Genomic DNA, 13,900 nt, shown 5'->3' on the forward strand with positions numbered 1-13,900 from the left:
TGTTGCGAGAAGAACAACGAGGCCCATGGGCCCCAGAAACACCGAGGGTTGGTCCCCCCGCCCCAGAACTGTGCCCCGAACCCGGGGGCGGCTGTGCGTTGGCATCGACCCGCACCCGCCGCTGCTGCGGGCCTGGGGTCTGCCGGAGACCGCGGACGGGCTCGCGCGGTTCGCCGAGGTGTGCACCACGGCGTTCGCGGGTGAGGTGGCCCTGGTCAAGCCGCAGGTGGCGTTCTTCGAGGCGTACGGCACCGCCGGGTACGCGGTCCTCGAACGGACGATCGCGGCACTGCGGGAGTCCGGCACGCTGGTCGTCGCCGACGCCAAACGCGGCGACATCGGCTCGACGATGTCGGCGTACGCGCAGGCCTGGCTCGGGGAGGGCGCCCCGCTGGCGTCGGATGCGCTCACCGTCTCGCCCTACCTGGGGTTCGGGGCGCTTGAGCCTGCGGTGACGCTGGCGACGGCGACCGGGCGGGGCCTGTTCGCGTTGGCCCGCACCTCCAATCCGGAGGGTGGCGGGTTGCAGGGGGCCAGGACCGCCGGTGACGACGGTTCCGCCGGGTCCGGGCCGTCGGTGGCGCAGTCGATGGTGGACGCAGCGGTGGCGCACAACAGGGACGGCCGGGACACGATGGGCCTGGTCATCGGCGCGACGCGCGATCATGGTCTGGACCTGTCGGCGTTCACCGGTCCGATCCTGGCGCCCGGGCTCGGCGCTCAGGGCGCGACCGTGACGGATCTCGCAGAGATTTTCGAAGGGTCGCGAGAGTTGTTGTTGCCCAACACGTCTCGGGACGTGCTTCGGTGTGGTCCGTCGGTAGCCGCGCTGCGGGACGCCGCACTGCGGGTTCGTGACGAGGTCGAGACCGCCCTCGCATAGCCCACCCGATTTGCCCCCGCAGTTTCGGGGGTGGGTTAGCAATCGGCGCCGAGCGTGAGTACGGTCGCTATCGCCCCTGGTTATCCGGGGGTTGCGAACACCCCCGGGCCACCCGGGAGCTGTTTGACACTGCACACGACGAGACGGAGGAACCGTGGCCCTTCCCCAGTTGACCGACGAGCAGCGTGCTGCTGCTTTGGAGAAGGCAGCTGCCGCCCGTAAGGCCCGGGCTGAGCTCAAGGAGCGCCTCAAGCGCGGCGGCACCGACCTCAAGCAGGTCCTCAAGGATGCCGAAGACGACGAGATCCTCGGCAAGATGAAGGTCTCGGCCCTGCTCGAGGCCCTGCCCAAGGTGGGCAAGGTCAAGGCGCAGGAGATCATGACCGAGCTGGAGATCGCCCCGACCCGCCGCCTGCGTGGCCTCGGCGATCGTCAGCGCAAGGCCCTGCTGACCAGGTTCGATTTCGAGGCCTGAGTTCACAGGTGGCTGACGCACACAACGTGTCAGACCGCGAGAACGCAGTGCGGAGGGGCCGGTTGGTGGTACTGGCCGGCCCCTCCGCCGTCGGCAAGTCGAGTGTCGTGCGCAAGCTGCACGACCGGCTTCCCGACCTGGTTTTCAGCGTGTCTGCAACGACAAGAGACCCCCGCCCCGGCGAGGTGGACGGACGCGACTACCGGTTCGTCACCGCGGCCGAGTTCGAGCGGATGATCGCCGCGGGCGAACTGCTCGAATGGGCCGAGATCCATGGCGGACTGCAACGGTCCGGCACTCCCGCCGCGCCCGTGCAGGCCGCGCTGGCGGCCGGACATCCGGTGCTCGTCGAGGTCGACCTTGCCGGTGCCCGCGCCGTCCGGGCCGCGATGCCCGAGGCGGTGCTGGTGTTCATGGCGCCGCCGAGCTGGGAGGAACTGGTCGCGCGGCTGACCGGCCGCGGGACCGAATCCGAGGAGAAGATCGCCCGACGGCTTGAGACCGCGCGCGTCGAACTCGACGCCAAGGACGAGTTCGACGAAGTCATCGTCAACCACGACGTCGACCGTGCGTGCGAGGAGTTGGTATCCTTGTTGGTCGGTACCACGCAGTAACACCGATTCCGCTGATCTCAACCTTCTTCGCACCACCGAATCCGCACCACAGGAGACCCAGTGAGCGCAACCACCGTCGCGACCGACCGCCACGGCATCCCGGCCTACGACACCCCGCTCGGCATCACCAACCCGCCGATCGACGAGCTGCTCGAGCGCACCTCCTCGAAGTACGCCCTGGTGATCTACGCGGCCAAGCGGGCCCGACAGATCAACGACTACTACAACCAGCTCGGCGACGGCATCCTCGAGTACGTCGGCCCGCTGGTCGAGCCGGGTCTGCAGGAGAAGCCGCTGTCCATCGCGATGCGCGAGATCCACTCCGACCTGCTCGAGCACACCGAAGGCGAGTGACCCGCTCCCGTCCTGGCGTCGCCGAACGGATACTGTGACGTCCGTGACGGATTCGCATTCCGATACCGCCGGTTCACCACGACGCATCGTCGTCGGGGTGGGCGGCGGTATCGCCGCATACAAGGCCTGTTCGATCATCCGCAGCTTCACCGAGGCAGGCCATCACGTTCGGGTGGTCCCGACCGAGTCGGCGCTCGAGTTCGTCGGCCGCGCCACCTTCGAGGCCCTGTCCGGGAACCGGGTCGACACCGGGGTGTTCGACGACGTGCCGCAGGTGCCGCACGTGCGACTCGGTCAGGAGGCCGACCTGGTGGTCATCGCGCCCGCCACCGCGGACCTGATGGCCCGCGCCGCGCACGGCCGCGCCGACGACCTGCTCACCGGGACCCTGCTCACCGCCCGCTGCCCGGTGGTGTTCGCCCCGGCGATGCACACCGAGATGTGGGAGCACCCCGCGACCGTCGACAACGTCGCCACCCTCCGGTCCCGCGGGACCGTGGTGATCGAACCGGCCTCCGGGCGGCTCACCGGCAAGGACACCGGCGCGGGCAGGCTGCCCGACCCCGACGAGATCGTCGCGCTCGCGAACCTGCTGCTGGAGCGGCCGGACGGGCTGCCGCGCGACCTTGAGGGACGGCGGATCGTGGTGTCCGCGGGCGGCACCCGCGAGCCCCTCGACCCGGTCCGCTTCCTCGGCAACCGCAGTTCCGGCAAGCAGGGCTACGCGATCGCGCGGCTCGCCGCCCAGCGCGGCGCGCGGGTGACGCTGATCGCCGGGTACACCGCCGACCTGGCCGACCCCGCCGCGGTCGACGTGATCCGGGTGAAGACCGCGCAGGAGATGAAGGTCGCCGTCGACAGGGCTGCCGGGGTCGGCGCCGCCGACGGTGTCGCGCCCACCGCGGACGCGGTGGTGATGGCCGCGGCGGTCGCCGATTTCCGGCCCGCGACCGTCGCGACCGCGAAGATCAAGAAGGGCGCCGACGAACCCGACACCATCGGCCTGACCCGCAACGACGACATCCTCGCCGGGCTGGTGCAGGCCCGCCGGGACGGTGCGGTGCCAGCGACGACCCGGATCGTCGGGTTCGCGGCGGAGACCGGTGACGCCAACGGCGACGTCCTCGATCACGCCCGGTCCAAGCTGGCCCGCAAGGGCTGTGACCTGCTCGTCGTGAACGCGGTCGGGGACGGGAAGGCCTTCGAGGTGGACAGCAACGACGGGTGGCTGCTCGCCGCCGACGGCGCCGAGCGCGCGCTCGCGCACGGGTCGAAGGCGCTGATGGCCAGCCGGGTCCTCGACGCGGTGGCGGCGCTGCTGCCCACCAGGCAGTAGGGTCGGGGGCGGAACACGTGTCAGTATTTTGACGACCATTTGTCAGTTGGTGAGAGGGAGATCTGTGAGCAAGTCCGGAAGTCGGCTATTCACCAGTGAGTCCGTGACCGAGGGTCATCCGGACAAGATCTGTGACGCGATCAGCGACTCCGTCCTCGACGCACTGCTTGCCCAGGATCCGCGCAGCCGCGTCGCCGTCGAGACGCTGGTCACGACCGGGCAGGTGCACGTCGCGGGCGAGGTCACCACCTCCGCGTACGCCGACATCCCGAAGATCGTGCGCGACAAGGTGCTCGAGATCGGGTACGACTCGTCCGCCAAGGGATTCGACGGCAACTCCTGCGGTGTGAACATCGCGATCGGCGCGCAGTCGCCGGAGATCGCGCAGGGCGTCGACCACTCGCACGAGGCCCGTGTCGAGGGCAGCTCCGACGACGACATCGACCGTCAGGGCGCGGGCGACCAGGGCCTGATGTTCGGCTACGCCTGCACCGACACCCCCGAACTGATGCCGCTGCCGATCGCGCTCGCGCACCGGCTCTCGCGCAGGCTGACCGAGGTCCGCAAGACCGGTGTCCTCCCGTACCTGCGGCCGGACGGCAAGACCCAGGTCACCATCGAGTACGACGGCGACCGGGCGGTCCGGCTTGACACGGTCGTCGTGTCCACCCAGCACGCCGCCGACATCGACCTCGACAACCTGCTCACCCCGGACATCCGCGAGAAGGTGCTCGGGTCGGTGCTCGCCGAGATCGACGTGCCGTCCCTGGACACCTCCGAGGTCCGCCTGCTGGTCAACCCGACCGGCAAGTTCGTCCTCGGCGGCCCGATGGGTGACGCGGGCCTGACCGGCCGCAAGATCATCGTCGACACCTACGGCGGCATGGCCCGCCACGGTGGCGGCGCGTTCTCCGGCAAGGACCCGTCGAAGGTCGACCGCTCCGCCGCGTACGCGATGCGCTGGGTCGCGAAGAACGCGGTCGCGGCGGGCCTCGCGGACCGGATCGAGGTGCAGGTCGCGTACGCGATCGGCAAGGCGGCCCCGGTCGGGCTGTTCGTCGAGACCTTCGGCACCGAGAAGACCGACCCGGCCCGCATCCAGTCCGCGATCTCGGAGATCTTCGACCTGCGGCCCGGCGCGATCATCCGCGACCTGGACCTGCTGCGCCCGATCTACGCGCAGACCGCGGCGTACGGCCACTTCGGCCGCACCGACGTCGACCTGCCGTGGGAGCACACCGACCGCGCCGAGAAGCTGCGCGCGGCCGCCGGTCTGTAGATGACTGCTGATCCGAGCCGCCCACCGCTGTCGGTGGGCGGCTCGCGTCGTTCGTGCCGGTGGGACGGGTGACCGCGGAGCGCGAACCGGCCACGACGCTGCCGGTCGCGCGGGTGCTGCCGATGCTGCCGCTGCCGCACCTGGACCGGGTGTTCGACTACCTGATCCCGATCGAACTGGACGAGCAGGCCCGGCCGGGTGTCCGGGTCCGGGTCCGCTTCGCGGGCCGCCTGGTGGACGGCTTCCTCCTTGACCGGATCGCGGCCAGCGAGCATCCGGGGAAGCTGGGGTGGCTGGACCGGGTGGTGTCGGCCGAACCGGTGCTCACCCCGGAGATCGGGCGGCTCGTCGACGCGGTCGCCGCCCGCTACGCGGGGACCCGCCCGGACGTGCTGCGGCTGGCGGTGCCGCCGCGGCACGCGCGGGTCGAGGGCGAACCGGTCCCGGAGCGGGCGCCGCTGCCCGAGGGGCCGGTGCACACGGCGCCGTGGGCGGTGTACCGGCACGGGGAGAGCTTCCTCGCCGCGCTGGCGGCGCGGCGGGGTCCGCGGGCGGTCTGGCAGGCGACGCCGGGGGAGAACTGGCCGCGCAGGCTCGCCGAACTCGCCGCCGTCGTCGCCAGGGCGGGCCGGTCGGTGGTGCTCGTTGTGCCCGACCAGAAGGACCTGGACCGGGTCGCGACGGCGTGCGTCGACGTGCTCGGTGACGGTCCGGTGGTGCCCCTCGCCGCCGGTCTCGGGCCAGCAGTGCGGTACCGCCGGTGGCTGGCGGCGTTGCGGGGCACCGGCCGGGTGGTGGTGGGCACCCGCAGCGCGGTGTTCGCGCCGGTGCCCGACCTCGGCCTGATCGTGATCTGGGATGACGGAGACGATCTGCACTCCGAACCCCGCGCCCCGTACCCGCACGCGCGCGAGGTGGCGCTGCTGCGCGCGCACTCCGCCGGCTGCGCCGTGGTGGTCGGCGCGCACTCGCGGACCGTGGAGGCGCAGGCCCTCGTCGACTCCGGGTGGGCCAACGACCTCGTCGCCGACCGCGCCGTCGTCCGGGCCCGCGCCCCGCACGTGGTCGCGCTCGCCGACAGTGACCATGCCCTCGAACGTGACCCCGGCGCGCGGGCGGCGCGCCTGCCCGCGATCGCCTTCGCCGCGGCCAGGGACGCCTTGGCAGCGGATTCCGGTGTGCTGGTGCAGGTTCCGCGCCGCGGCTACGTGCCGTCGCTGGCCTGCGGGAAGTGTCGCGCCCCTGCCCGATGCCGGCACTGCAACGGCCCGCTGGCGCTGCCCGCCGCGGCAGGCCCGGACGGTGCGGGCACCCCCGGCTGCCGGTGGTGCGGCGTCGCCGACGCCACCCACCGGTGCGGGGCGTGCGGATCCCGGCAGCTGCGGGCGGTGGTCGTCGGTGCGGGCCGGACCGCGGAGGAACTGGGCCGGGCGTTCCCGGGTGTTCCGGTCCGCACCTCCGGTGGGGGTGAGGTGCTGACGAGCGTGAAACCCGGTGCCGCCCTGGTGGTCTCGACTGTCGGCGCCGAGCCGGTGATGCCGGGGGGCTACGGTGCGGCGCTGCTGCTCGACGGGTGGGCGCTGCTCGGCCGCGCGGACCTGCGGGCCGAGGAGGAGACCCTGCGGAGGTGGATGACCGCCGGTGCGCTGGTGCGGTCCGCGTCCGACGGCGGGAGGGTCGTGGTCGTCGCGGACGCGTCCATCCCGGTGGTGCAGGCGCTGGTGCGGTGGGACCCGGTCGGCGCGGCGCGGGCCCAGCTGGAACAGCGGGCCGAGGTTCGCTTTCCGCCGACCGTGCACATGGCCGCGGTCGACGGCGGGCACGCGGCCGTGGAGTCGCTGCTCGCGGCGGCCGCGTTGCCGGACGGGGTGGAGCTGCTCGGCCCGGTCCCGCTGCCGCCGGGCGAGCGGTTGCCGTTCGCTGGGGATGATCCCGAGCCCGACGAGGTTGAGCGGATGCTGCTGCGGGTGCCGCGCGGTGCGGGCGGGGCGTTGGCGCGTGCGCTGGCGCAGGCGCAGTCGGCCCGCGGCGCGCGCCGGGAATCGGGCTCGGTGCGGGTGCAGATCGACCCGCTGCGCATCGGCTGATCGCAGGCAGAAGGAGGCCGCACCGCTACTGTGTGCAGCCATGACCGCCCTGCTTGAGCGTGACGACCCCGCCGACGCCGCCGCGCCCCCGACCGGTGGCCTGCGCGCCCGGCTGCGCCGCTATGCACGCCGCCTGCACCCGGTCGGCCTCGCGGTGGCCCTGCTGTTCTTCACCTGGTCGATGAGTCCGTCGCTGCTGCCGCGGGCCTGGTATCTGCAGGGGCTGGCGACTGGCATCTCGATCGCGCTCGGGTACGGATTGGGCTGCCTTGCCGCCTGGCTGGTGCGGGCGTGCGGCGTCACCCCGACCTGGTCGGCGCGGACCCGCCGGATCGGCTGGTGGCTGCTCGCCGCGTCGGCCGCGATCCTCGTTCCGGTACTGCTCGTGCTCGGCGGGGTGTGGCAAAACTACGTCCGCGACCTGGTCTCCGTCCCGCGGACCCATCAGGCGAACGTGCTGCTGGTGTTCGTGATCGCGGTCGCGGTGTGGTTCGTGCTGCTGTCGGCGGCGCGGGGCATCCGCTCCGGCACCCGCCGGTGCAGTGCCTTCGCGCGCCGGTTCGTGCCCCGGCCCGCCGCGAACGTTGCCGGGCTGGCCGCAGCAATCGTGCTCGGTGTCCTGCTGGTCAACGGCGCCCTCTACAACGGCCTGATCGCGTTCGCCAACTGGAGTTTCTCCGGTGCGGACACCGACACCGCGGCAGGCGTCGACCAGCCGGTGGCGCCGGAGCGCAGCGGGTCGCCCGCCTCGGCCCAGGCCTGGTCCACACTCGGCCAGGAGGGGCGGACCTTCGTCGGCCGCGGACCCGACGCCGCCGCGATCACCGCGGTCACCGGCAGGCCAGCACTCGAGCCGATCCGCGTCTACGCGGGCCGGGAATCCGCCGAATCGGTGGCCGGGGTCGCCGACCTGGTGATCGCCGAACTCGATCGAACACACGCGTGGGACCGGAAGGTCCTCGCCGTCAACACCACCACCGGCCGGGGCTGGGTGAACCAGAACGTTGCGTCATCGCTCGAGTACCTCGAGGGCGGCGACACCGCGATCGCGTCGATGCAGTACTCGTTCCTGCCGAGTCCGTTGGCCTTCATCGCGGACCGGCAGACGCCGCAGGTCGCCGGGCGGGCGCTGTTCAACGCCGTGTTCGCGCGCTGGATCGACCTGCCCGTCGACACGCGGCCGAAGCTGGTCGTCTTCGGCGAGAGCCTCGGCGCCTACGGAGGCCAGAATGCCTTCGCCGGCTACCAGGACATGGCGACCCGGGTCGACGGCGCGCTGTGGGTGGGGACCCCGAATTTCACGCCGCAGTGGCGGGAGGTGACCGCCGACCGCGACCCAGGTTCCCGCGAGATCCTGCCGGTCGTCGACGACGGCCGCGCGGTCCGATTCGCGTCGGATCCGCAGGACCTCGATCTCGGCACCGCATGGGGTCCGCGGCGCACCGTCTACTGGCAGCATGCGAGCGATCCGATCGTGTGGTGGTCGCCGTCGCTGCTGTTCACCGAGCCGGACTGGCTCACCGAGCCCCGCGGCCGGGATGTCGACCCGAACATCCGCTGGTTGCCGCTGGTCACCTTCTGGCAGGTCACCCTGGACATGGTGTTCTCGGCCGACGTGCCCGCGGGGCACGGCCACGCCTACGGGGCGGACGCCGTGGACATGTGGGCCCGGATCCTGCCGACCGACGGGTGGTCGCAGGCGGACACGGATCGGGTGCGGGCGGTGCTGAGCGGGGACTGACCCGCCCCGTCCGCCCCGCCCGGTCCGCCCCGTCCGGGGTGCCATCGCCCGCACCCTTCGTCGAAGCGGGAGTTCTGTCGCTTGGGGGTTGCCGTAGACCTATTGTCGATATATCGTCGAGTGGGTCGAGATGGATCGCGGTCGAGGCGAATGTATGCCCCGCGGTCCGCCAATGAGAGGACAGGCATCATGGAGAACTTCCAACGAGACTTCGATCGCCGGGGGCGGAGTCGCAGGCCCGGTCGCATCGGTCGCGACGGCCGTCGTGGTCATGGCGAACCGGTTGGCGGTGGGTTCGGGCCCGGCGAGTCCGGCTCCGGCACAGGTGGATTCATGCAGGGGGGCGACTACGGCCCCCGCGGTGACTACGGGCCGCGCGGTGATTACGGGCCGCGGGGTGACTACGGGCCGCGCGGGCGTTTCGTGCCGCGGGGCGACTTCGTCCCCGGTCGGCGCCGCGGACCGCTGGGCGAGCCGGGTGGCCCCGTCGGACGCGGGCGCGGCCGTGGTGGTCGCGGTCGCCGCGGCGACGTCCGCGCGGCGATCCTGCTGCTGCTCGGCGAGGAACCCGTGCACGGCTACGAGCTGATCCAGCGGATCGCCGAACGCTCCGGCGGCGCATGGAAGCCGAGTCCCGGGTCGATCTACCCGGCGCTGGCGCAACTCGAGGACGAGGGCCTCGTCCTGATCGAGAAGGTGGCCGGTCGCAAGACCGCCAAGCTCACCGAGGCGGGCGCAGCGTATCTCGAGGAGCATCGCGGTGACCTCGGGAACCCCTGGGAGGAGATCAGCTCGGCCGTCGGCCAACCGGCGCGGGAACTGCGCGGCCTGCTCACCCAGCTGACCGGCGCGGTGCGTCAGGTCGCCGCCGCGGGAACGGCCGCACAGGCGACGGCGGCGGGAGAGGTACTCACCGAGGCACGCCGCGCGCTCTACCGCATCCTCGCCGACGATCACACCGCATCGCCGGCGGATGCCCCCGGCGCCGACGAGTAGACGAACCGGACGGTTCGCCGAATCCGGCCGATTCGTGACCGATCCGGCGGCGAGGGGCGAAGATGGACCGGTTCGGTGCTCGCGGGAGGATGACGATGAACAGACGTGCGTTGGTGGCCGCTGCGGCGTGCGCGGCAACCGTCGGACTGTGGCCCGGTGTCGCGTCGGCCGCACCCGACCTCGGCAGCGCAGCGGCGGCGGGGTCGGTATCGGAGACCCCGACCCTCCCCGGGCCGGCCCAGAGCACCCACGCCGCCGCCGCGGACTACGCCGACGCGCACCCCGGCAGCGCCCCGCCCGGCGCCAACGACGTCGCCTGCGTTCCGTCGGCCGCCCACCCCAACCCGGTAATCCTCGCGCACGGCAGCGACTCGAACGCCTACTCGGACTGGGCGGCCCTCGCCCCGCGGCTGCGCGTGGCCGGGTACTGCGTGTTCGCCGTCAACTACGGCGGAGCCCCCGACAGCGGTGACGGCGACGCGGGCAGCGGCGGCACCGGCTCGGTCGGCACCGAGCACCCCGGCAACTTCGGCACCGAGGACATGGTCGCCAGCGCGGAGCAGGTCGCGGACTTCGTGCGCCGGGTGCGGGAGTCGTCCGGCGCGCCGAAGGTGGACCTCGTCGGTTTCTCCCAGGGCGCGACCGTCACCCGTCACTTCGTCAACAAGCTCGGCGGGGCCGCCGTCGTCGACCGCTGGGTCGGGATGGCGTCCCCGAGTTACGGCGGCGTCTTCTACGGACTCGTCCCGATCGCGGACGCGGTCCCCGGCGGCAGGGCGGTGGTGAGCCTGTTCACGACCACCGCGGTCGAACAGCAGGCGCAGGGGTCGGACTTCCTGACCGAGCTGAACGCGCCGTCGGACACCGTTCCCGGCGTGCGGTACACCACGATCGGGACCCGCTACGACGAGATGATCCAGCCGTACACCAACATCGCGCTCCGCGGCCCCGGCGCGGACAACATCCTGATCCAGGACCGGTGCCCGCAGAACAAGACCGGCCACATGAACATGCCCTACGACCCCTACACGCTCGGCCTCGTCGAGCAGGCGCTCGATCCGACCGCGCCAGCCCCGACATGCACACCGGTGCCGCTCGGGACCGGGATGGCCGGGATGATCGGCCGCTGAGCGTCGCGCTGCCCCCGGCACCCACCCGCCGCACCCGCACCCGTGCGCCGCCCCCTGCCCGCCCCCGCCAATTCCCGTGTGCACACACCCTTTGCGGCGTGCACACGGGAGTTGTGCGTGCAGTACCCGGGTGCGTGCGCGAACGGGTGTGTGCACACGGGGCGGTGTCGCCGCGCCGGGCGGGCGGAACGAGACGGCGCGCATCCCTAGACTGGACGACGACACCGCACCGATCTTCCTGGGAGCAGCCCCGTGACAGTCCAGCCCGTTCGCCTGTTCGGCGACCCCGTCCTCCGGACCCGAGCGGACGAGGTGACCGCCTTCGACGGGGAACTGGAGCAGCTGGTCACCGACCTCGTCGACACGATGCGCGATCGCGGCGGTGCCGGGATTGCGGCCCCGCAGATCGGCGTGTCGCTGCGGGTGTTCGCCTATGACTGCGGCGGCATGTTCGGGCACGTCGTCAACCCCACCTACGAGGTGATCGGCGGCGAGGAGCAGATCGGCAGCGAGGGCTGCCTGTCCGTCCCGGACGTGCGCGGCGACGTCCGACGCGCGACGACCGTCCGCGTCGCGGGCGTCGACGTCCACGGCGAGCCGGTGTCGTTCGAGTGCAGCGACATCATGGCCCGCTGCGTGCAGCACGAGACCGATCACCTCGACGGGGTCATGTTCATGACCCGGATGGACCCCGAGGACCGCAAGTCGGCGATGCGGACCATCCGCGAATCCGACTGGTTCGGCGCCGCGATCGCGGTGGCGGGCAACTGACATGCGCATCGTCTTCGCGGGCACCCCCGACCCCGCCGTCCCGTCCCTCGCCCGGCTGCTCGCCTCGCCGCGGCACGAGGTGGTCGCCGTGATCACCCGGCCCGACGCCGTCGCAGGCCGCGGTCGCAAGGTCACCCGCTCACCCGTCGGGCTGCTCGCCGACGAGCACGGAGTCGAGGTGCTCACCCCGACCCGCGCCTCCGACCCCGACTTCCTTGCCCGGCTCGCCGAACTCGCCCCGGACTGTGCGCCCGTCGTCGCGTACGGCGCGCTGCTGCCGCGGCCGGTGCTCGACGTCCCGAAGCACGGTTGGGTGAACCTGCATTTCTCGCTGCTGCCCGCCTGGCGCGGTGCGGCGCCGGTGCAGGCGTCGATCGCCGCGGGCGACGACATGACCGGCGCCAGCGCCTTCCAGCTGGAGGAGGGCCTCGACACCGGGCCGGTGTTCGGGGTGATGACCGAACGCATCCGCGACGCCGACACCGCGGGAGACCTGCTCGGCAGGCTCGCCGACAGCGGCGCGATCCTGCTCGAGCAGGTGCTCGACGGCATCGAGGACGGCACGCTGACCGCGGTGCCGCAGCCGGTCGACGGGGTGTCCCACGCGCCGAAGGTGACGGTCGATTCGGCGCGGATCGACTGGACGCTGCCCGCCGCGGTCGTGGACCGGCGGGTGCGCTCCGTCACCCCGGCACCCGGCGCCTGGACGACGGTGGGGGAGCTGCGGCTCAAGGTCGCGCCGGTGACGCCGGTCGCCGCGGACCTGCTGCCCGAGCCGCTGGAGCCGGGGCAGGTGCTGGTCCGCAAGGACGGTTGTTACCTCGGCACCGGAACCGTGCCGGTGCGGCTGAGTCAGGTTCAGCCCCAAGGAAAGAAGCTCATGGCGGCAGCAGACTGGGCGCGCGGCGCGCGCCTCGACCCCGAGGTGCGTGCACAGTGACCGACTCCCGACGTCCCTCCCGCGGCAACCGTGGCGGGCCCCGAAACGATGGCGCCAGCCGCAGCGGCAATCAGAACGGCAGGCGACCCAACACCCGGCCCCGGCAGGCGAAGCGGCCCGATGGGGCGGGCATCGACCCGGCCCGGCTCGCGGCCCGCGACGTGCTGCGCGCCGTCCGGGAACGCGACGCCTACGCCAACCTGGTGCTGCCCGCGCTGCTGCGCGAGCGCGGCATCGACGGCCGCGACGCCGCACTGGCCACCGAGCTGACCTACGGTGCGTGCCGCGCGCAGGGCCTCCTGGATGCGGTGATCGCCGCTGGCGCGGGCCGCCCCGTCGACGAGATCGACGGGCCGCTGCTCGACGTGCTGAGGCTCGGCGCCTACCAGTTGCTGCGCACCCGGATCGGCTCGCACGCCGCCGTCGACACCTCCGTCGACCTGGTCCGCACCGAATTCGGCCAGGGCCGCGCCGGTTTCGTCAACGCCGTGCTGCGGCGGGTGGCGGAGAAGACCGAGGAACAGTGGGTCGAGCAGCTCGGCCCCGACCCGGTGCGGGACCCGGTCGGGCACCTGGCGTTCCGGCACGCGCACCCGGTGTGGATCGCGCAGGCGTTCGCCGACGCGCTCGGCGCCGACGCCGGTGAGGTGGAGGCGGTCCTCGCCGCCGACGACGCCCGCCCCGTCGTACATCTGGTCGCCCGGCCCGGGGAGATCTCCGCGGAGGAATTGGCGCTGATCACCGGCGGCGAGCAGGGCCCGTACTCGCCGTACGCGGTGCACCTCGACGGCGGCGACCCCGGCCTGCTCGAGCCGGTCCGCGAGGGTCTGGCCGCCGTGCAGGACGAGGGCAGCCAGCTCGTCGCCCGCGCACTCACGTTGGCGCCGGTCGTCGGCGAGGACCGGGGTCGCTGGCTGGACCTGTGCGCCGGACCCGGCGGCAAGGCGGCGCTGCTCGGTGCGCTCGCCGACATCGAGGGCTTCCGCGTCGACGCCGTCGAACCGGCCGAGCACCGCGCCGACCTGGTCCGCAAGACCACCAGGGGACTGCCGGTCGACGTGCACGTCGGCGACGGCCGCGACCCCGGCCTGACGCCGGGCTTCGACCGGATCCTCGTCGACGCGCCGTGCACCGGCCTCGGCGCGCTGCGCCGCCGGCCCGAGGCCCGCTGGCGCCGCAGCCCCGAGGACCTGGACGGCTTCGCCGGGCTCCAGCGCGGGCTGCTGCGCGAGGCGCTCACCGCGGTACGTCCCGGCGGCGTGGTCGGGTACGCCACCTGCTCGCCGCATCTGGC

At 72.7% G+C, this 13,900-nt stretch carries 13 protein-coding genes; all 13 read left to right on the forward strand.

What is annotated here, in order from left to right; translation table 11 throughout:
• Positions 1-25: 25 nt before the first annotated feature.
• A complete protein-coding gene (pyrF, locus tag ACWF62_RS15945) occupies positions 26-883 on the forward strand; it encodes an orotidine-5'-phosphate decarboxylase (protein WP_452630583.1) in 858 nt (285 codons plus the stop codon).
• A 154-nt stretch (positions 884-1,037) separates the two neighbouring features.
• Positions 1,038-1,358: an integration host factor, actinobacterial type gene (gene mihF / locus ACWF62_RS15950; RefSeq protein WP_378506275.1), complete on the forward strand. Its 321-nt coding sequence runs from the start codon at positions 1,038-1,040 to the stop codon at positions 1,356-1,358.
• A 65-nt stretch (positions 1,359-1,423) separates the two neighbouring features.
• Entirely contained in the window at positions 1,424-1,972 is a 549-nt protein-coding gene (gene gmk, locus ACWF62_RS15955; RefSeq protein ID WP_378506276.1) for a guanylate kinase, read from the forward strand.
• A gap of 60 nt (positions 1,973-2,032) precedes the next feature.
• On the forward strand, positions 2,033-2,326 hold the full coding sequence (gene rpoZ, locus ACWF62_RS15960) for a DNA-directed RNA polymerase subunit omega (protein WP_378506277.1): 294 nt from the start codon (positions 2,033-2,035) through the stop codon (positions 2,324-2,326).
• 34 nt (positions 2,327-2,360) lie between these two features.
• Positions 2,361-3,662: a bifunctional phosphopantothenoylcysteine decarboxylase/phosphopantothenate--cysteine ligase CoaBC gene (gene coaBC, locus ACWF62_RS15965; protein WP_378506278.1), complete on the forward strand. Its 1,302-nt coding sequence runs from the start codon at positions 2,361-2,363 to the stop codon at positions 3,660-3,662.
• Positions 3,663-3,726: 64 nt separating this feature from the next.
• The gene (gene metK, locus ACWF62_RS15970; protein WP_378506279.1) at positions 3,727-4,941 is read left to right on the forward strand and encodes a methionine adenosyltransferase; all 1,215 of its coding nucleotides are present in this window, start codon (positions 3,727-3,729) and stop codon (positions 4,939-4,941) included.
• A 122-nt stretch (positions 4,942-5,063) separates the two neighbouring features.
• Positions 5,064-7,028: a primosomal protein N' gene (locus ACWF62_RS15975; RefSeq protein ID WP_378506404.1), complete on the forward strand. Its 1,965-nt coding sequence runs from the start codon at positions 5,064-5,066 to the stop codon at positions 7,026-7,028.
• Between the two features lie 40 nt (positions 7,029-7,068).
• Positions 7,069-8,769 carry an alpha/beta hydrolase gene (locus ACWF62_RS15980; RefSeq protein WP_378506280.1) on the forward strand — a complete coding sequence of 567 codons (1,701 nt, stop codon included), beginning with the start codon at positions 7,069-7,071 and terminating at the stop codon, positions 8,767-8,769.
• A gap of 333 nt (positions 8,770-9,102) precedes the next feature.
• Positions 9,103-9,765, forward strand: a complete 663-nt coding sequence (locus tag ACWF62_RS15985; protein WP_378506281.1) for a PadR family transcriptional regulator — start codon at positions 9,103-9,105, stop codon at positions 9,763-9,765.
• 89 nt (positions 9,766-9,854) lie between these two features.
• Positions 9,855-10,895: an esterase/lipase family protein gene (locus ACWF62_RS15990; protein WP_378506282.1), complete on the forward strand. Its 1,041-nt coding sequence runs from the start codon at positions 9,855-9,857 to the stop codon at positions 10,893-10,895.
• Positions 10,896-11,147: 252 nt separating this feature from the next.
• The gene (def, locus tag ACWF62_RS15995) at positions 11,148-11,666 is read left to right on the forward strand and encodes a peptide deformylase (RefSeq protein ID WP_378506283.1); all 519 of its coding nucleotides are present in this window, start codon (positions 11,148-11,150) and stop codon (positions 11,664-11,666) included.
• Position 11,667: 1 nt separating this feature from the next.
• Positions 11,668-12,606, forward strand: a complete 939-nt coding sequence (gene fmt / locus ACWF62_RS16000) for a methionyl-tRNA formyltransferase (RefSeq protein WP_378506284.1) — start codon at positions 11,668-11,670, stop codon at positions 12,604-12,606.
• Positions 12,603-13,900, forward strand: a 1,298-nt coding sequence (locus ACWF62_RS16005) for an RsmB/NOP family class I SAM-dependent RNA methyltransferase (protein ID WP_452630584.1), incomplete at its 3' end; no start/stop codon positions are given. The genes fmt and ACWF62_RS16005, both read left to right, overlap by 4 nt.

It is taken from the genome of Rhodococcus sp. NPDC054953 (assembly GCF_053609225.1).